The organism is Zongyangia hominis (assembly GCF_014385095.1).
Lineage (GTDB): Bacteria > Bacillota > Clostridia > Oscillospirales > Ruminococcaceae > Zongyangia > Zongyangia hominis.
On the sequence record NZ_JACRTC010000004.1, the window covers coordinates 1 to 17,674 of the forward strand.

The following is a 17,674-nucleotide window of genomic DNA, read 5'->3' on the forward strand; positions in this document are numbered from 1 at the left end:
ATCGCCGCCCATACCCATGGGTTCCCTTGCGGCCGCACACGGGGTTCTCGAAGGGGTTTCCCCTTCGATCACTTTTGCATCCTTTTCTTGACAGAAAAGGATGTGCCCGCCCCGGCACGAGGGGCAGGACTGCCGTCCCCGACGGCGCGATGCCCGCGCGGCATGAGCGTAGAACTGCCGATCTCATCGGCGCACCCTTACAGAAGAGACTCGACCGCCACACGCAGCCCCATCCGAAACCCGGTCAGGAAGCACTGCTTCCCCTCGTAATAAAACCGCTCCTCCGCCGCGTCGTTCAGCTTCTCCCAGAGTTTCTGTTGCTCGGGCGCGAGCGCGACCTCCCATTTGTTCCGGACTTTGCTATATATCCGCTGGGCTTCCCGATACTCCGGGTCCTCCACAGGCTCCGCTTCTCCACAGATGCCCCCCAGAAACAACTCTTCCAATACACTTTCCATTTCATCACCTCATGATTTAAAGTAAACGTCCTTCGCAGTATATCACACTTTGAGTAAATCGGGCTGTTTCCAGCCAAATGTGGCTAGCATACAGCCGCCACGAGACCTTTGCTTTTAATACACGGAATAAATTCATTGATTTTTTCACATGATACGATGTAAAATAAATATCAAGGCGCACCAATAATCCCGCGCCCTCAAAGATTGGATAAAAGGTGCTGGGTAAATGTTAAAAAGGATCAAAGATTTACGGATTGACCACGATCTGACGCAAGCCAAAGTTGCCGAGGCAATCGGCATCACACAGCGCAAATATAGCTATATCGAAACCGGTACGCAAAATCTGGATGAGACGATTCTTGCGGCCCTCGCCGATTTCTACGGCGTATCCACCGACTATATCCTGGGGCGCACCAATAATCCCGCGCCCCCCAAGGACATGCAATAAGGAGAATCTATGTACGAAAACGAAGAAATCAAACAGCGCGCCCTGCTCGTCTGTGTGGACACCGGCGACTTCGATGCTGAAATCTCCCTGGACGAGCTGGCGGAGCTGACCGATACCGCGGGCGCCGAGGTGGCCGGGCGGGTCATCCAGCGCCGGGAGTCCTTAGACGCCGCCACCTGTGTGGGCTCGGGACGGCTCGAGGAAATCAAGGAGTTTTCCTCTACCCACGAAGTCAATCTTCTCATCTACGACCATGAGCTCACCGCGGTCCAGCAGCGCAACATTGAGCGAGAGACCGACTTGCCCGTCATCGACCGCACCACCCTGATTCTGGACATCTTCGCCCAGCGGGCCCGGTCCAGCGAGGGCAAGCTCCAGGTGGAACTGGCCCAGCAGCGCTACCTGCTGCCCCGGCTTTTGGGACAGGGACAGAGTCTCTCCCGGCTGGGCGGCGGCATCGGCACCCGGGGCCCGGGCGAATCCAAGCTGGAATCAGACCGGCGGCACATCCGCCGGCGCATCCAGTCGCTGGAGGAACAGCTCGCGGAAGTCCAGCGCCGCCGGGAGCTCCACCGTGCCCGGCGGAAAAAGGACGGCGTCACCACCGTGGCCATCGTCGGCTACACCAATGTGGGGAAATCCACCCTCCTCAATACCTTGACCGACGCGGGGGTGCTGGCCGAGGACATGCTCTTCGCCACCCTGGATCCCACCTCCCGGGCGCTGAAACTCCCCGACGGCCGCACCGTCATGCTGGTGGACACGGTGGGGCTCATCCGGCGGCTGCCCCATCATCTGGTGGAGGCCTTCAAGTCCACCTTGGAGGAGGCCGTCAACGCCGATCTCATCCTCAACGTCTGCGACATCGCAAGCGACGAGACCCTGGCCCAGATTGAAACCACCCGCCAGGTCCTGGGCGAACTGGGCGCGGGGGATGTCCCGGTGCTCACCGTCCTCAACAAATGCGACAAGCTTTCCGAGATGCCGCTGACCATCGAGCGCGACTGCGTCTTTATTTCCGCCAAGACCGGCTTTGGGCTGGAGCACCTGCTCGAGCGCATCCAAAAGGCCCTGCCGCCCACCCATATCCGTCTGAGCCTGCTCATTCCCTTTGACAAGGCCGGGCTCTATTCCCGTCTCAAGGACGATTCCACCGTCTATGCCGAAGAGTACACCGCCCACGGTATTCTGGTGGACGCGCTGGTGGATGTAAAAATGATGAAAGAGGTCAGCGCTTTCATCCAATAAAATGCGGGCCGCTCCCTTCCGGAGCGGCCCGTTTTCGTATAGCGAAAGGCGGCCGTTGAAAGACGGCCGCCCTGGGGTGCGAGGCTATTTGACCAGCACTTTTTTGATCCTGCCCACATACATGGTGTGGTAATCCTTATCGGGATAGTAGCGCTCGTCGTAGCCTGGGACCAGGAAATGCTCGGGTTTTAGCTCCTGGGCATAGAGCTTTTCACAGACGATGACCACTCTGGCCTCGTCGAAGTAGGGGGTATCCCCCTCATAGTCCACGGTGAACCCGCAGGCCCCAATCTTATCCATATCACGGCCCGACTTGGTGCCGCACAGGTTGAGCGCGTCCCGGAACGAGGCGTCCATCACGCAAATGGAAAACTCCTTTTCCCGGTCCACAAATTCCTTGGTGTAACGCTGGGGCCGGATATAGACGGTGCAGACGTCCTGATTCCACAGCACGCCGACGCCGCCCCAGCTGGCGGTCATGGTGTTACATTTGTTCTTGTCACCGGCGGTGATGAGGAGCCAGTCCTTGCCGATCATGGTAAAGGGGTTCTCCTGTAGCTGTTGGGGCTTAATCTCACGAAACATATGCATTGCCTCCTTCTCGGTGCTTGGGCTATCATCTCCCAGTATATGTCGTTTGGGTCCGAGATGCAACCTTTTTGAGTCCATCGCCTCCAAACACCGCCCATATCCCCGGGGATTCCCCGATTTTTCCCATGTCCCTGCCATTTCGGTTGGAATGGGGGGAGGAAGATGCTATAATGAAACCATACCAAAAAAGGGCAGGTGGCAGGGATGATTCGGGATTTATCCAAACAAAACCGCAGCTACACATGTTTTAATCAGAGTACGGCGGTCCCTTACGAGCTGTTGGAGGGGTTGGTGGACGCGGCGCGGTACGCGCCCTCCTGTCTGAACATCCAGCCGCTGCGCTACGTCATCAGTTGCACCGAGCGCAAAAACCAGTTGATTTTCCCCTGCATCAACTGGAACGTGCTGTTACGGGGCTACGACGGACCCCGGGATGGGCAGAAACCCATGGCCTATCTTGTCATCCTGGCTGACAAGAGCCTGATGCCCGAAGACGAAATGATGTGGATCGACATCGGCCTCGCCTCCCAGACCATCATGCTGGCGGCGGTGGAGCAGGGTCTGGGAGGCTGTATGATCGCAAACTTTGACAAGGCCCGGCTTTGCCGCTCCCTGCGGTTAGAGAAGTGGTACGACCCGGCGCTGATTTTAGCGCTTGGCAAGCCCAACGAGCGCATCTTCCTCGATTATATCACGGAACATGACGCCACCGAGTTTTACCGGGACAAGGAGGGGTATCTGCACATCCCCAAGCGGAAGCTGGAGGACGTCATCCTGCCCCTGGACCCGGGAGAACTACAAAAATAAAAGGAGGACGCGCCCCAGGCCCTGGCCGCAACTTTGCCGCGGCGCACGCGCTTGGGGGACGGGTCTTACCGGGAACCATCCTCTTTGCCATCATTTGTATATCATTTTTGATAAGAAATGCGTATCATTTGCTTTATTTATCCAAATATTTTGATATTTTTGATAGAAGATGCCGATTGTAAAATAATGTCGAATGGTGTAAAGTAAAGGTGAGGAGAAGAAGGAAACCGAGGCTGCCAAACAAAGGAGGCGCATTTTATGTAGAATGAAAGAAGCTCCTCGTTGGTCCTCAAGAGGATGGAAGACTGGAGGAAATCGATGGGCTGTATTGTAACCGCCATCGTGGCGGCATGGCAACACATTCCTCGGTCTGGCCGCTGGATGCCATGAGCGGTCTTGTCCTATTCCTGAGCCTCATGGTGACAGCGGCTGTAATGTGCTTTTGTACCAGCCTTCCCGCTGGGTGTGCAGCACAAAAAGCATCAAACAGGTGTCTATCCATCCATGGGAATACGCAAGGCGCAGATGGACGGCCAGTGCCTGATCGAGAAACTGATGGCTGTGTCTCTGGCGCTCGGCTAACTGGAAAGGAATTTCCGGCCCGGCCTTCGCCATAGGAACCGCCGTTCTTGTTCCGGCTTTGCCCCCTGCCGGAGAGAGCTGGCCGACCTGCCCTATGCGCGGCCATATCCGCCCTTCGATGTGCCTCCTTGGCCTCGGGAACGCTCGGAAATGAGGGCGGCGGAGCATTTTGCCATTGACACCGCCGTGGGTATCGGTGTCGCGGCGCCATTTCCCTTTCTGCCCTCCCAACTGCGGATAAAGCTCGAGGATTCTTCTGTCGTCCAAAGGCTGATCGCAGACCATACGGAAGCCCTGTCCGGGCCTGCACCTGGACAGGGCTCCTTTTTGCGCCTACCGGCGGGGAGAGCGCGCCCCGGGCCCCGACGGCAACTCAGTCGCGGCGCACGCGCTCAGACTTCTTTCGCACCACAGCGCGATAGGGGTGCGGACACCGTCCGCTGCCGGCGGGGAGGGCGCGCCCCGGGACGGCAACTCAGTCGCGGCGCATGCGCTAGACTTCTCTCGCACCACAGCGCGATATGGGTGCGGACACCGTCCGCAGTCCGCGCAAAATACGCTTTTCTTTTCCCCCCAATCCGTGTATGATAATAAGGTAATTTAACTTTGATAAAAGGGATGAAGGAAAAGCATGTGTGATTTTCTCAAGCGCAGTTGGGCCGAAATTGACCTAGACTGCATTTCCCATAACGTAAAATCCATCCGTTCCCTGATCGGGCCAAAGTGCAAGCTGCTGGGGGTCGTCAAGGCGGACGCCTACGGCCACGGCGACAAAAAGGTGGCCCTCCAGATGCAGGAGGATGGGGTGGACTGGTTTGGCATCTCCAACATCGAGGAGGGCGTGGGGCTGCGGCAGGCTGGCATTGTAAAGCCCATTTTGATCTTCGGCGCAACCCCCGTGGAGTATGTCAAAACCCTAGCCAAATACCGCATCACCCAGGCCCTCTTTTCCCCCGAGTACGCTCTTGAACTGAGCCGTGCCGCCGTGGAAGCGGGGGTCCAGGTGGATGTCCATGTGAAGGTGGACACGGGCATGACCCGTATCGGCTTTGTCTGCACCGACGGCATCCAGGCCGCGGCGGATCGGATTGCAGAGGCTTGTGCCCTCTCCCACCTGCACCCCACCGGCATCTTCACCCACTTCGCGGTGTCCGACGAGTTGAGCGCGGAGTCCCAAGCCTACACCCGGGGGCAATTCGACAAATTCATGGCGGTCATCGCCGCGTTGGAAGAACGGGGCGTCACCTTCCCGTTGCGCCACTGCTGTAACAGCGCCGGGGTCATCAACTACCCCGAAATGCACCTGGATATGGTGCGCCCGGGCATCATCTGCTATGGGCTCGCCCCCTCCGACGAGATGCGCCGTGCGGTGGACCTCCGCCAGGCCATGACCCTCAAATCGGTGATCTCCATGGTCAAGGACATCCCGGCGGGGACCACCGTCAGCTATGGGCGGAAATTTGAAAGCGGCCGTCTCTCCAAGATCGCCACCGTCCCCATCGGTTACGCCGACGGCTATAACCGCCTATTGGGCGGGCGGGCTCACGCGCTGGTCCAGGGCCGGCAGGTCCCGGTGGTGGGGCGGGTCTGCATGGATCAGATCATGCTGGATATCACCGACGCCCCCGGCATCCAGGCGGGGGATGAAGCCATCCTCCTGGGCACCGACGGCCACGGCCACGAAATCAGCATCAACGAGGTGGGCGCCCTGTGCGGCACCATCGGCTACGAAGTGGTCTGCCTCATTGGGAAACGGGTGCCCCGGGTCTATCTCAAAGGCGGAAAACAGGTGGGCGTGGTCGACTATGTCCAGCCCTACGAAAAATAGCCTGCATTTTGCGCCATTTTTCGCCCAGCAAGAGCCCGTACCGCAACACGGAGCCCGGCCCCGCATATTTTGTATCTCGTTACCAAAGTTCCCTCCTGCCGTATTACGCACTGGGGGCGCAACGCGATAGCGCGGACGCCGGCCCAAACCTCCACGAAGTCCGAAAAAGGCAGCCGTAAAAGCGGCTGCCTTTTCCATAACCAGAGCTCCAAATCCCCGTCGCTGTCATTTTTCCCGGCTATACCCTGCCGCCGCTGCGAAAAAAGCCCCCGGTTTCTAAAAACCGGGGGCTATGCTATGTCTGATTTATGCGGCGGAACCCTTAAACCCGTCGGGATAGGCCATGCGGGCCATGACTTCCAATTCCTGCATGAGGCGCTTGCTCTGCCGCTCAAAGAGGAGGGTGTTTACCGGGTAGATGGCCTCATTTTTCACCGCGTCCGAATTTTGGTAGAGGGGGCAGCGCTTGACCTCCTCGATATCCACCGAGTTATCCACAAACAATAGGGCGGGATTGGTCTGGGCCACCTTGTCCGAGGCAAGGGCCCACCCAGTGGAATCCTCCGCCAGATTCTGAAGCCCCAATTGCTCCAGCAGGTCCCCGGTGAAGGTGTCCCCGGTGGCCACAGTGTTGTTTAACATCCGGATGAGGTAGCAGCTCTTTTCCGAGCGTTTGACCACTGTGCGCAGCTCGTAGATCCGGGCGGTCATGAGGGCATATAGGTCGCCCCCCACCTTCCCGCCGGTGATGCGCCCGCCCAGGACGGACCCCAATGTCCGATACACCCGCTCCAAATCCTCCAGGGACTTGGCCGGGGCTATCTTGATGACCAAAATCCCCATCCCCTCGACCTGTTTGAGGTCCTCCTCCACCAGATCGGAGGAGATGAGCAGGCATTCCGGGGCAAGCTCCCGTAACTTGTCCAGATCCGGCGTGTGGACATTCCCCGCCTGCGGCAGGTCGGTGGTGGCCTCCGGGTAGTCGCAGCTGTCGCTGACCCCCACCAGCTTGCCCCCATACCCCAGGGTATAGGTGATCTCGGTTAAAGAGGGGGAGAGGGAAACCACCCGTCCCGGCTCGCGCTCCACCTCCTTATCGTCAATGTGGAAGGGATACTCCTTCTCATCGGTGGTGGAGGTCACGGGAGGCTCCGGTATCTCCTCCTCTATTTTATTACAGGAGGTAAATCCAACTACAAAAAATACAGAAAGCAATATTGCAATCAGTCGTTTCATAGCTTTCCTCCTTGTAAGTCATAGACGGGGGCTTACAGCAAATCCGGGAAAGACTGTCCCCGGGACAGGCTGGCGTCGATGGCATCCACCAGCTGGCGGATGGAGCGGGGCGTCGAGGTCCCCCGCCGGGCGCACCATCGGGGCACCGCCGCCTCTAAGCGGGCCGGATCGATGGCGAGCCCCCGGTCGGCGCAAAGCTTAGCCGCCAGATCGGAAAGTTCCGCCGCGCCCAGGCCCGGCAGGACGATGGCCTCCCCAAAGAGCTGGGCCAGGGCTGCGGCCGGGGAACCGCCGGGCCGCAGCTCCTCGCCGGGCTCGGGGGGCTCGGGCCGATCCAGGGGCCGGGACGCCGTGGCGTAGACGACGGCGTTGGCGGGCAAAGCCGCCATCAGCCCCGACAGGCTGGACAGGTCGGCATCGGGGGTCAGATCGTCAAAAAAGAGGATCACTTTCAGCGGCGAACTGCTGATCTTTTCGAGCAGAGCGTCGGCATAGGGCAGGCTCTGCAGCCCCATTTCAATCAGGCGCAGTCCACGGCCCTTGTACTCGTTGACGAGCGCCCGGACAAGGGAGGTCTTCCCAGCGCCGCGTCCGCCGTAGAGCAGCACATGGGCGGCGGGCCTTGCCTCCAGCAGCGTCTCCGTGTTTTCGATGAGCCGCTGCTTTTCTTGCGGGTAGGCGGTGAGCTTTGACAGCGAAACCGGATCGGTAAAGGGCGCCGGCCGCAAGAAATCCTCGGCGTCGGGGCAGAAGCGGAGGGTCTCACAGCGGGCCATATTGCCGCAGCCATGATGGCGGACAAAGTCGGCCATTTTTTGAATGTCGTCCCCCCAGGGGGTTTTGACGTCATATTTGTTGTTTTTGTTCACCCAGTCGGGGAGCAGGGAGATGGCCTCCCCATCGCTTGGAAACTTTTCCCGGTAGCGGGACTTGAGCTCCTCGCTGGACACCGAGGCCAGCAGCCCCAGGGCGGTCAAATCCCGCTGGGCGGCGGACCGGATCAGCTTGGGCAGGGCGATATACAAATTTCTCGACGCGGCTTTGGTAAAGACGTTTTCGTCGTACAGCGCCTTGTCAAACACATAATCGGCAAAATTGGCGTAGAATTTGGACCGGGAAAGCCCCTCGAACATCCGGCCCCAGAGGAAGGCCAGGCGGTCGACGCTTTCGCAGTCGATCAGGGCAATCATATCGGCGATGACCGGGTCCCGGTGCAAATTGCGGTAGATGGACAGGGAGTTGGCGGTCAGTTTGATGAGTGAAAAAGTGTCAGGCAAAGATAATCCCCCATTCCCCATGGCAACGTCGTTGTGCCATGGGATACTCGTATGAATTCCAATGATGGCGGTCCCGCTTTCCAGATCCCGAAGGCCAGTCGGTGCGCGGGGAGCGAAAGCGGTCTTGTGATAACCGCACCGTCTGGGGAGGGCCCGTTCCCCGCGCCCCTGCGGTCCGGCCAAAACGCTTGGCCCCAAACATCCTTATATTGTTTTATTGTACCTCCCATCCGGTGGAGTGTCAAATATTTGTTCGCGTTTTTTCGCGGCCGGCGGTGGAAAATCCTGGAGCGGTTGGGAAGCCGGAGGAAAGAGGGACACGGGTGCCCGTCCGGTTGACGGGGTCCCCGGGACATCGTATAATAGTGGAAAACATCTCCTTTACCGGCATCCCGGCAGGGGAGAGGGAAAGCGGGGGAAAACGGATGAAAATCACAGGCGCCGAAGCCATGGTCAAATGTTTGGAAAATGAGGGCGTATCCGTTGTATTTGGTTACCCGGGCGCCACCATCTGCCCGTTCTACGACCGGCTGTCCCACTCGCCCATCCGGCACGTGCTGGTGCGGCATGAGCAGAACGCCGGCCACGCGGCCAGCGGTTACGCCCGGATTTCGGGCAAGGTGGGGGTGTGCGCGGCCACCTCGGGTCCGGGGGCCCTCAATCTGATCACGGCGCTGGCCACCGCCTACATGGACTCCATTCCCCTGGTGGCCATCACCGGCCAGGTTCAAAGCGATCTCTTGGGCCGGGACGTCTTCCAGGAGGCGGACATCACCGGGGCGGCGGAGCCCTTTACCAAGCACAGCTTCCTCATCAAGGACGTCACCGAGCTGCCCCGGATTTTTAAAGAGGCCTTTTATATCGCCTCCACCGGACGTCCCGGCCCGGTGCTCATCGACATCCCCATCGACATCCAGCAGGCGGAATTTGATTTTTCCTACCCCGCGGGGGTCAGCATCCGGGGTTACAAACCCAGCACCAAGGGCCATGTGGTCCAGATGAAGCGGGTGGTGGACGCTATCACCCACAGCGAGCGGCCGGTCATCTGCGCCGGCGGCGGCGTCATTGCGGCGGGGGCCAAGCGGGAGCTGCGGGAATACGCGGAGAAATGCGGCATCCCGGTGGTCTCCACCATGATGGGCATCGGCGTCCTCCCCTCCGGCCATCCCCTCTACCTGGGGATGCTGGGGACCTACGGCACATCGGCGGCCAATTTGGCCATCGGGGAGGCGGATCTGCTCATCATCATCGGCGCGCGGGTGGGGGACCGGGCGGTGGCCACCCCCGGGATGCTCTCCCAGCGCACCCAGGTCATCCACATCGACATCGACCCGGCGGAGATCGGCAAAAACATGGGCACCGCCATTCCGCTGGTGGGGGACGCCAAGCAAATCCTCACCCAGCTCTACGACATGACCCCGGGCACCGATTTTTCCCAGTGGCTGTTGCAGGCGCGCCAGTGGCGGGAGGAAGTTTCCTTTGATCTGGGCGAGCGCAAGGGGTATATCAATCCCCGCGCCTTCATCCGGAGTCTGTCGGCCGCCCTGCCCGACGACGCGGTCATCGTCTCCGACGTGGGGCAAAACCAGATTTGGACCGCCAACCATTGTAATGTCCGCCCGGGGGGCCGCTTTTTCACCACCGGCGGTATGGGCACCATGGGCTACGCCATCCCCGCGGCGGTGGGCGCCAAGTTCGCCGACCCGGGCCGCATGGTTGTGGCCGTATGCGGGGACGGCGCGTTTCAGATGCAGATGATGGAGCTTGCCACCGTCTGCCAGGAAAACTTAAATCTCAAGATCATCCTGATGAAAAACGGCCAGCTGGGCATGATTCGGGAATTGCAGAAAAAGCAGTACAAGGGCAACTACATGGCGGTGGGCCTCGACGGCGGCCCCGACTACGGCAAGATCGCGGGGGCCTACGGCATCCGAGCGGCCGGTATCAGAGAGCAGTCCCAGGCCGGAGAGGCCATCGAGGAGATGCTTTCTCACGACGGGCCCTATCTACTTCAGTGTCTCGTCCGGCCGGACGAGCCGTCGCTGTGAGGAAAGGAGGAGCCATGATGAAACACACCATTTCCGTCCTAGTGGAAAACCACTCCGGTGTCCTTTCCAGAATTTCCGGGCTTTTTTCCCGCCGGGGCTTTAACATCGACAGCCTCGCTGTGGGCGTCACCGAGGACCCCTCCATCTCCCGCATGACCATTGTGGTAGACGGCAACGATTACACCGTCGAACAGGTGGAAAAACAGCTTAACAAGCTCATCGACGTCATCAAGGTGCGCACCATCCCCTCCGAGGAGCTGGTGACCCGGGAGCTCGTCCTCGTCAAGGTCCAGGTGGAGACCTCCCAGCGCAGCGAGGTCATGGATTTAGTCAAGATCATGGGCGGCAAAATCATCGACATCTCCCGCACCACCCTGACCATCGAGATGACCGACACCACCGCTCAGATCGCCCTGTTGGAGGACCTGCTCTCCCCCTACCGGGTGGTGGAGGTGGCCCGGACCGGCCTCATTGCCGTCCAGAAGGGCGCCGTTACCATCCACAAAAAATAACCGCGCCTACCGGCGAGGATGTCGCGCTCTGGTCGCTTTCGTAACCCTGTCGCGTCGCCCGCGCTCAGGTTTCATACGAGCCACAGCGCGACTTGGCTGCGGCTCCTTGCCGCCCTAACACGATAAAAAGCTCCGGACGAAATGTCCGGAGCTTTTTTGCACTCAGTCGGCCAACAGTTCGGCCAGCGCCACAATCTCTTGCAAGGTTTCGGTGTTCTCCACGTCGTAATAGGTGGTCAGGAAGGTGAGGAATGGCACCTGGTAGTGGGAGACAAAACGGTTATTGATCTCGGAAATCAGTTCCAATTGGTTGTCTGTCTCCACCTCGATGATGGTATTGCCCAGGGTGCGCTTCTCATCAAGGGAGATATTCCGTTTAAAGGATAGTCCCTGAATTTTGTCCATCAGCCGGGCCGCGCGGTCCCGATCGGTGATCTCGTAATAACTGTCGCCCCGCCGCACCGAGATGCGCACCACCCGGCTGGGTTTAATGTCCAGCGCGTCCTCCCCGGAAAGGCGGTTATCCATAACGTATGTAATGATGGGGATCAAGGTGAGCAGAATGAGAATCACAGCAATGACAATCCAGAGCTTTTTGCGCGAGCGCTGCGCCACAGCCATCATCCCCCAACACTTCTCCACTTTTTGCCCCTTTTTTGTGAAATCTCTATATGTGATTATTATATTACAAAACTGTAAAGAGTGCAACAGTGGGCGAGCCTCCGGGCGGCAATTTTGCGCGGGCCCGCTTTTATCCGAATAGTCCCCGGCGTTCCCGCCCTGGGAACGCCGGGGACTATATGATCTCCTATTACATGGCCGCGCGCAGCCGCTTCCACTTGCGGATTTTGCCCCGGAAGGACTGAAAGGGCGCCACGGTGTTGATGTGAATCCATTTCCACACCGGCCAACTGGAGGGGGTGGACTGGGACCACTTCCTGCCGCCCGGCTCGAAGAGCTCCGCGTCGGAAAAGGAGGCCACCCAGGTAAGCAGCCTTTCCACAGCCGACGCGAACATCTCCCGGAGGCCTGCCAAGGACTCCTCGCTATATCTGTCGTAAAAGCTCTGGTACAGCGCTCCCAGCTGGTTCCATTTGTACCCGCGGGCGGGGGTGACAGCTTCCTTCCCGGAAAGCTCGTCTTCATCCCAGCTGTGCATCAGCTCCAGCCAGCCCAGCTGATAGGCGATGATCTCCCGGGGCGTCCGGTCCACGCCCTCCAGCCGCAGGTCTCGGTCCTCCTCCGCCACAGTGTCAAATTCCCCTAAGAGCAGCGTGGCGGTCTTCTCGATCTTACTAAGAAATTCCTCTTTGCTTTTATACCCTTGCATCGGCTTCCTCCGTTTTTATTGTCATCATACCACGGGGTATATGACAACACCGTGTCAGGTAAAAAAGGCCCGCCGCTTTCGCGGCCGGCCTTTTGAAAACGCACCGAAAGAAAAGGGGGTGGCGGGGCGATTTTTATGCGAAATTCGCTTCCAGACCCGATTCCTTCTCAAACTGGTCGAAGATAAAATCGAGCATGTCGCTGGACATCTCAAAGGCGCCCCGCACCTTCTGATAGCTCAAATCCAAGGGAATGTCGGCGGGGTAGCGGGTCTCTATGTAGCAGCGGTTGAGCTTGGCCGACTCGGAGAGCCAGCGGGCGAAGGTGCCGTCGAGCTTGACCGCCTGTTTGCACAGCCAGGTCAGGTTGTGCCCGTCCACCAAATTGCCGGTGCGAAAGAGCAGGTATCCCTTGAGTCCCTTTTCAATGGCCTGCTGGCAGTGGAAGGCGGAAAGATTGTAGCACCGCTCGTCCTGCATGAGCAGTTCGGCGGCGGCCATGTCGTCCTCGGCCTGATTGAACCAGTCGTAATACCGCCGTGAGTCCCGGGGGTTGATTCTCCGCCTACTCATCGACCACACTCCCCGTCTGATCCACGCGCCAGGCAAAGGTGCCCTCGCACGTCTTAAGATGGTCCCACTGGGCCGGGGTGTAGATGAGCAGGTCGTAGGGCACGTCGCAGTCGATGGTCAGATAGAGACGCCGCTCCGCCTCCGCCTTATCCCGGGTGTCCATGACGAGGCACAGCTTAAAGGAGGTCGTCTCCCCGGTCACCGCGTGTTTTTCATTGTAGAGTATCATCCGCTCCACCTTGTACATGGACCGGATTTCTTCGGCCACCTGCCGGATGAGGGGGCTGACCCGCATATTGGCATCTCCTTCCTAATCTAGTCCAGCTCGTCCAACGTTAGATAGAACCCGTCCATGAATTCGGATAAAAACAGGTCGGCCTCGGGGAGCCGGTAGCCCCGGATGGCCGCCTCGATGGAGGTCTTGGCTTTCGAAAACTCGGTGTTGCCCGCCTTCTCTTCCTCAATGCACTTGATAAGCGCGCACAGTTTGTCGGCGGCCTTCACCAGCCGCAGGAGATAGCCGTCCTCCCCGGCAGGGAAGAAGATGGCCGCATAATCCCCCCGCATATCCTCGGGCAGCATGGAAAGCAGCTTTTCCCCGGCCACCCGCTCCACCTGCTGGTAGGCGTCCCGGATGGCGGGATTGTCGTATTTGACGGGGGTGGGCAGATCGCCGGTGAGGATTTCCTCGGCGTCGTGATAGAGGGAGAGCACCGCCGCCCGGTTCCCGTCGAGGCGCTTGCCCAGCCGCCGGTTGCCCAGGACGCACAGGGCGTGGGCCACCACGGCGGTCATTAAGCTGTGTTCGGAAAGGTTTTCCTGGCGGGTGTTGCGCATGAGCGCCCACCGGTCGATATATTTCATCCGTGAAATCATGGCGAAAAAGTTTCCCTGTCCCATGGAGCACCTACTTTCTATCGGAAGGATCGGGCTGGGAGGCGGCCTTGCGCCTGCGCGCCCGGAGTTTATACAAGAGATAGCCGAGCCCCGCCAGCAGCGCCAAAGGCACGATGACGACGCTGTACTGCTGGCAGTAGCCTACCACCACCGTCCAGTTGTCGGCCAGCAGGTAGCCCGCCGAAATGAGCACGGTGTTCCAGACGGCGATACCGCCGGCGGAATACAGGACGAATTTAGCCGGGCGCTGCCGGGCCAGTCCCGCCACAAAACTGATGTAGGTGCGAAAGAGGGGGACGCACCGCCCGAGCAGCACGGAAACGCTGCCATAGCGGGAAAACCACCCCTCGGAAGCCGAGAGCCCCGGCCGGAGGCTGGGGAAACGGGCGGCGATTTTGTCCACCAGCGGCCGCCCGCCGAAATAGCCGATGAGATAACACAAAAGGCACCCGGCGACGCCCGCCAGGAGGCTGACGAGGAGCACGGCGAAGAAGGGGATGCGCCCGGAGACAGCGATAAAGCCCGCAAAGGGCAGGACGATCTCGCTGGGCAGCGGGAAGCAGGCATATTCCAGCGCCACCGCGCAGAAGATGGCGACGAGGCCATAATCCATCATCAAGTTTTCCAAGAGGGCGATATCCATGGGCGGGCAAAACACCTTTCTCTGGTTTTGTTTTCAGTATACCCTATCCTCCCCGCCTTTTCCAGAAGGAGGGCAAAAGTTTTACACTTCCCTTACATTTTACAGGGAAGGCGCTGACCGCTCCGGAAAATTGTGGTATAATACACTAGATTGTTGAGGGTCCTCGCCGAAATGATAAGCATCAAACCGGCAGGAAACGGACACTGTTAAAAAGAACCGGAGGCAGCTTGGCACCCATCGGGGGCAGAGCGCGGCGCGCCCCCCATGCGTCGGATCCTGTGGCGCGGCATGACCATGGCTATTGGGGGTACGGAGGCAAAGCGCCGCAGCGCTCTCCCTTTGCGCCGCAATGAAAAAAACGCCGCGGCGGGAAGCCGGCGGCAGCAAACTCATAAACAAAGGCCGTCACGTTTGACGGCCGGACGATAAAAATTTTGGAAAGCGACGGTGAAGCGACGTGCACAGCCTTGCGCAGAGACTCGACCAAGAGGGGACCAAAAAGTATAAGCAGGCCTTTTTCCTGGCCCTGCTGACAGCGGCCGTCATCTTTTTGCCCTATGTCATCATGGACGGCGGCTATTTTACCTTCTATGGGGACTTCAATGTCCAGCAGATTCCCTTTTATAAATTGGCCCACGAGGCGGTGCGCTCCGGGGACATCTTCTGGAACTGGTACACCGATCTAGGCGTCAACTTTATCGGCTCGTACAGCTTCTATCTCCTCATGAGCCCCTTCTTCTGGCTCACTTTCATCTTCCCCACCAGCTTCGTTCCCTTCCTCATGGCCCCGCTTTTGGTGCTCAAATTCGCCTGCATCTCCCTGACCGGCTACGCCTTTATCTCCCGCTTTGTCAAAAACCAGTATTTCGCCGTGGTGGGAGGGCTGCTCTATGCCTTCTCCGGCTTTGGCATCTATAATATCTTCTTTAACCACTTCCACGAGGTCATGGTCTTTTTCCCGCTGCTTCTCATCGCCCTGGAGGAGTTTGTCCTCCACGACCGGCGGGGCGTCTTCGCCCTGGCGGTGGCGGCTAACGCCCTCATCAACTACTGGTTCTTTATCGGGGAAGTGGTGTTCACCGTCCTCTATTTCTTCGTCCGGATGACGAGTCCCAGCTTCCGGGTGAGCCTCAAGCGCTTTTTCTGGCTCTTCTTCGAGGCGGTATTGGGCATGGGGCTGGCCCTCTTTATCTTCCTGCCCTCGGTGCTCGCCATCATGGGCAACCCCCGCACCGGCGCCGACAGCCTCCTCTCGGGCTGGAACCTCTGGCTTTACTCCCATCCCCAGCGGTATCCGGGCATCATCCAGGCTTTATTCTTCCCGCCCGACCTGCCCCCCGCGCCCAACTTCTTCCCCGACCACGGCGGCAAATGGTCCTCCCTGTCGGCCTGGCTGCCCCTCTTTAGCATGTCGGGGGTCCTCGCTTACGTGCTCTCCGTCAAGAAAAGCTGGCTCAAAAAAATCCTGTGCATCAGCCTTGTCATGGCCTTGGTGCCGGGGCTTAACGCCCTGTTTATCCTGCTCAATAACTCCTACTACGCCCGGTGGTTCTATATGCCGGTGCTCCTGATGGCGCTGGCTTCCGCCAAAGCCCTCGATAACCCCGCCATCGACTTTATGCGGGGGGTCAAGTGGACGGGCGTTATCATGCTCCTCATCGCCGTGCCGGTGGCCCTCACCCCCCAAAAGGTGGACGACCAGTGGCGCATCGGACTCTACAAATACATCCCCGAGTTCTGGGCCTACATCCTGATGGCCGCCGTCTGCTTCGTGCTGTGCTACCTGCTTATGCGCCACTATCGCAAGGACCCCCGCTTTGTGGCCTTTGCCCTGTCCGGGGTCATGGTGGTCAGCAGCTGCTTCGGGATCATCTACCTGGGCATGGGACGGTTTAATTCGGGCAGCAACGAGGCCATCATCGAAAAGTCCCTCAAGGGCCGGTATCAGCTCCAGATGCCCGACGATGTTTTCTACCGCACCGACGTCTACGAGGGGCTCTCCAACCAGGGCATGTTCTGGCATCTGCCCAATATCCAGGCCTTCCACTCCATCGTGCCGGTGTCCCTGATGAAATTTTATCCCGAGGTGGGGGTGAAGCGGGACGTCTCCTCCAAGCCGGATGCCGCCCTCTACGCGCTGCGGGGCCTTCTTTCGGTCAAGTACCTGTTCTCTGAGCAGGGCAAGGAGGAGGAGCCCAACATGCCGGGCTTTGTAAAATCCGACATGCAATTGGGCTTTGACATCTACGAAAACAAGGCCTTTGTCCCCATGGGCTTTGCCTATGAGCACTATATCGACGAAGAGACCTTTGAAACCTGCACCGAGAATAAGCGCTCCAACCTGCTCATGCGGGCGCTGCTCCTCACCGACGAGCAGATTGAAAAATACGGCGATCTCCTCTCTCCCCTGCCCGGACATAACCTGTCGGGCCTGGGCACCCAGGACTATCTCAGCGACTGCAAAGACCGCCAGTCCATGAGCTGTGTGAGCTTTGAAAAGGACAACCGGGGCTTTACCGCCGTCAGCAACCTGCAAAAGGAAAACCTCGTGTTCTTCAGCGTCCCCTACGATGAGGGCTGGTCGGCCACCGTCAATGGAGAGCCGGTAGAGATCGAGAAGGTGGACATCGGCTTCATGGCCGTCAGAGTGCCCGCCGGGGAATGCGACATCCGTTTTAACTACATGACCCCCGGCCTTCTGCCCGGACTATGCGTCTCCATCGGGAGCGCGGCTGTTTTGGTCCTCTATCTGCTCCTTGTCCGGCGGCGTCGTGTCCGCCAGTCGGCGGCGGCCCTGAGCGCCCCCCGGCCCGGCGAAATCCCGGCCATCGACATTTACGACGAGGAAGTGCTCAGGAGCCCGGATAATCTGGACGCGCCCGACGCCAGCGCACAGGACGCCAGCCCAGAGGGCGGCGCTTCACCGGCAGAAACCACACGGGATACCGGAGCGCAGGGCGGCGGCACACGGGATGATGGCTCACAGGCCGATGGTCCAAAGGGCACCGGCTCACAGGACGCCGGCACGAAGGATACCAGTGCACGGGCCGATGATCCCCAGGACGGCGGCCCGGCGCAGGAGGAACGCTGATCCGGTGGGGACGGCCCCGCAGAGTCGTAACCATTCCTCCCCCGGCGAAGGGGAAGGACAAGATAAAAACGCAGAAAAACAGCGCGTCCGCTCAGAAGCGGCCGCGC

The 17,674-nt window shown here is 59.4% G+C and carries 18 protein-coding genes; 7 read left to right on the forward strand and 11 right to left on the reverse strand.

Annotated features, from left to right (window positions below; translation table 11 throughout):
- Nucleotides 1-197: 197 nt before the first annotated feature.
- A complete protein-coding gene (locus tag H8709_RS06680) occupies nt 198-458 on the reverse strand; it encodes a DUF6809 family protein (protein WP_262397608.1) in 261 nt (86 codons plus the stop codon).
- A 226-nt stretch (nt 459-684) separates the two neighbouring features.
- Between H8709_RS06680 and H8709_RS06685 the strand changes: the two genes are divergently transcribed.
- Complete coding sequence (locus H8709_RS06685; protein WP_262397609.1) at nt 685-906, forward strand: helix-turn-helix domain-containing protein; 222 nt, start codon at nt 685-687, stop codon at nt 904-906.
- Nucleotides 907-915: 9 nt separating this feature from the next.
- The gene (gene hflX, locus H8709_RS06690) at nt 916-2,154 is read left to right on the forward strand and encodes a GTPase HflX (RefSeq protein ID WP_262397610.1); all 1,239 of its coding nucleotides are present in this window, start codon (nt 916-918) and stop codon (nt 2,152-2,154) included.
- Between the two features lie 84 nt (nt 2,155-2,238).
- Here hflX and H8709_RS06695 read toward each other — a convergent pair whose 3' ends face one another.
- On the reverse strand, nt 2,239-2,739 hold the full coding sequence (locus tag H8709_RS06695) for a flavin reductase family protein (RefSeq protein ID WP_392391668.1): 501 nt from the start codon (nt 2,737-2,739) through the stop codon (nt 2,239-2,241).
- A gap of 210 nt (nt 2,740-2,949) precedes the next feature.
- On the opposite strand from H8709_RS06695, the gene H8709_RS06700 reads away from it, so the two are divergent.
- On the forward strand, nt 2,950-3,552 hold the full coding sequence (locus tag H8709_RS06700; RefSeq protein WP_262397797.1) for a nitroreductase family protein: 603 nt from the start codon (nt 2,950-2,952) through the stop codon (nt 3,550-3,552).
- Between the two features lie 414 nt (nt 3,553-3,966).
- Here H8709_RS06700 and H8709_RS06705 read toward each other — a convergent pair whose 3' ends face one another.
- Nucleotides 3,967-4,419 carry a hypothetical protein gene (locus tag H8709_RS06705; protein WP_262397612.1) on the reverse strand — a complete coding sequence of 151 codons (453 nt, stop codon included), beginning with the start codon at nt 4,417-4,419 and terminating at the stop codon, nt 3,967-3,969.
- Between the two features lie 346 nt (nt 4,420-4,765).
- Here H8709_RS06705 and alr point away from each other — a divergent pair, with 346 nt between their 5' ends.
- Nucleotides 4,766-5,962 carry an alanine racemase gene (alr, locus tag H8709_RS06710; RefSeq protein WP_262397613.1) on the forward strand — a complete coding sequence of 399 codons (1,197 nt, stop codon included), beginning with the start codon at nt 4,766-4,768 and terminating at the stop codon, nt 5,960-5,962.
- Between the two features lie 306 nt (nt 5,963-6,268).
- Here alr and H8709_RS06715 read toward each other — a convergent pair whose 3' ends face one another.
- Nucleotides 6,269-7,198: an ABC transporter substrate-binding protein gene (locus tag H8709_RS06715; protein ID WP_262397614.1), complete on the reverse strand. Its 930-nt coding sequence runs from the start codon at nt 7,196-7,198 to the stop codon at nt 6,269-6,271.
- A gap of 32 nt (nt 7,199-7,230) precedes the next feature.
- Nucleotides 7,231-8,475: an ATP-binding protein gene (locus H8709_RS06720; RefSeq protein WP_262397615.1), complete on the reverse strand. Its 1,245-nt coding sequence runs from the start codon at nt 8,473-8,475 to the stop codon at nt 7,231-7,233.
- 425 nt (nt 8,476-8,900) lie between these two features.
- Here H8709_RS06720 and ilvB point away from each other — a divergent pair, with 425 nt between their 5' ends.
- Together ilvB and ilvN are read left to right on the forward strand one after the other, a co-directional pair.
- The gene (gene ilvB, locus H8709_RS06725; protein WP_262397616.1) at nt 8,901-10,523 is read left to right on the forward strand and encodes a biosynthetic-type acetolactate synthase large subunit; all 1,623 of its coding nucleotides are present in this window, start codon (nt 8,901-8,903) and stop codon (nt 10,521-10,523) included.
- 14 nt (nt 10,524-10,537) lie between these two features.
- Complete coding sequence (ilvN, locus tag H8709_RS06730) at nt 10,538-11,035, forward strand: acetolactate synthase small subunit (protein ID WP_262397617.1); 498 nt, start codon at nt 10,538-10,540, stop codon at nt 11,033-11,035.
- A 162-nt stretch (nt 11,036-11,197) separates the two neighbouring features.
- Here the strand turns inward: ilvN and H8709_RS06735 are convergent, their stop codons facing one another.
- The 6 genes from H8709_RS06735 to H8709_RS06760 form a co-directional block, all read right to left on the reverse strand.
- Entirely contained in the window at nt 11,198-11,677 is a 480-nt protein-coding gene (locus H8709_RS06735) for a hypothetical protein (RefSeq protein WP_262397618.1), read from the reverse strand.
- A gap of 169 nt (nt 11,678-11,846) precedes the next feature.
- Nucleotides 11,847-12,365: a ClbS/DfsB family four-helix bundle protein gene (locus H8709_RS06740; protein WP_262397619.1), complete on the reverse strand. Its 519-nt coding sequence runs from the start codon at nt 12,363-12,365 to the stop codon at nt 11,847-11,849.
- Nucleotides 12,366-12,498: 133 nt separating this feature from the next.
- Nucleotides 12,499-12,936, reverse strand: coding sequence for a HEPN domain-containing protein (locus H8709_RS06745; protein ID WP_262397620.1), 438 nt, complete (start codon nt 12,934-12,936; stop codon nt 12,499-12,501).
- Nucleotides 12,929-13,231 (reverse strand): hypothetical protein, encoded by a 303-nt coding sequence (locus H8709_RS06750; RefSeq protein WP_262397621.1) that lies wholly within the window; start codon nt 13,229-13,231, stop codon nt 12,929-12,931. Before H8709_RS06750 ends, H8709_RS06745 begins: the two co-directional genes overlap by 8 nt.
- 20 nt (nt 13,232-13,251) lie before the next feature.
- Nucleotides 13,252-13,836 carry a 5'-deoxynucleotidase gene (gene yfbR, locus H8709_RS06755; protein ID WP_262397622.1) on the reverse strand — a complete coding sequence of 195 codons (585 nt, stop codon included), beginning with the start codon at nt 13,834-13,836 and terminating at the stop codon, nt 13,252-13,254.
- Nucleotides 13,837-13,843: 7 nt separating this feature from the next.
- Nucleotides 13,844-14,476, reverse strand: coding sequence for a DedA family protein (locus H8709_RS06760; protein WP_262397623.1), 633 nt, complete (start codon nt 14,474-14,476; stop codon nt 13,844-13,846).
- A gap of 457 nt (nt 14,477-14,933) precedes the next feature.
- On the opposite strand from H8709_RS06760, the gene H8709_RS06765 reads away from it, so the two are divergent.
- Nucleotides 14,934-17,567 carry a YfhO family protein gene (locus H8709_RS06765; protein ID WP_262397624.1) on the forward strand — a complete coding sequence of 878 codons (2,634 nt, stop codon included), beginning with the start codon at nt 14,934-14,936 and terminating at the stop codon, nt 17,565-17,567.
- The last annotated feature ends 107 nt before the right edge of the window (nt 17,568-17,674 follow it).

Bases quoted from the DNA above. Each gene is read 5' to 3' on its own strand.
- H8709_RS06680 (WP_262397608.1), bottom strand. From the start codon at position 458: ATGGAAAGTGTATTGGAAGAGTTGTTTCTGGGGGGCATCTGTGGAGAA.
- H8709_RS06685 (WP_262397609.1), top strand. From the start codon at position 685: ATGTTAAAAAGGATCAAAGATTTACGGATTGACCACGATCTGACGCAA.
- hflX (WP_262397610.1), top strand. From the start codon at position 916: ATGTACGAAAACGAAGAAATCAAACAGCGCGCCCTGCTCGTCTGTGTG.
- H8709_RS06695 (WP_392391668.1), bottom strand. From the start codon at position 2,739: ATGTTTCGTGAGATTAAGCCCCAACAGCTACAGGAGAACCCCTTTACC.
- H8709_RS06700 (WP_262397797.1), top strand. From the start codon at position 2,950: ATGATTCGGGATTTATCCAAACAAAACCGCAGCTACACATGTTTTAAT.
- H8709_RS06705 (WP_262397612.1), bottom strand. From the start codon at position 4,419: ATGGTCTGCGATCAGCCTTTGGACGACAGAAGAATCCTCGAGCTTTAT.
- alr (WP_262397613.1), top strand. From the start codon at position 4,766: ATGTGTGATTTTCTCAAGCGCAGTTGGGCCGAAATTGACCTAGACTGC.
- H8709_RS06715 (WP_262397614.1), bottom strand. From the start codon at position 7,198: ATGAAACGACTGATTGCAATATTGCTTTCTGTATTTTTTGTAGTTGGA.
- ilvB (WP_262397616.1), top strand. From the start codon at position 8,901: ATGAAAATCACAGGCGCCGAAGCCATGGTCAAATGTTTGGAAAATGAG.
- ilvN (WP_262397617.1), top strand. From the start codon at position 10,538: ATGATGAAACACACCATTTCCGTCCTAGTGGAAAACCACTCCGGTGTC.
- H8709_RS06740 (WP_262397619.1), bottom strand. From the start codon at position 12,365: ATGCAAGGGTATAAAAGCAAAGAGGAATTTCTTAGTAAGATCGAGAAG.
- H8709_RS06745 (WP_262397620.1), bottom strand. From the start codon at position 12,936: ATGAGTAGGCGGAGAATCAACCCCCGGGACTCACGGCGGTATTACGAC.
- H8709_RS06750 (WP_262397621.1), bottom strand. From the start codon at position 13,231: ATGCGGGTCAGCCCCCTCATCCGGCAGGTGGCCGAAGAAATCCGGTCC.
- yfbR (WP_262397622.1), bottom strand. From the start codon at position 13,836: ATGGGACAGGGAAACTTTTTCGCCATGATTTCACGGATGAAATATATC.
- H8709_RS06760 (WP_262397623.1), bottom strand. From the start codon at position 14,476: ATGGATATCGCCCTCTTGGAAAACTTGATGATGGATTATGGCCTCGTC.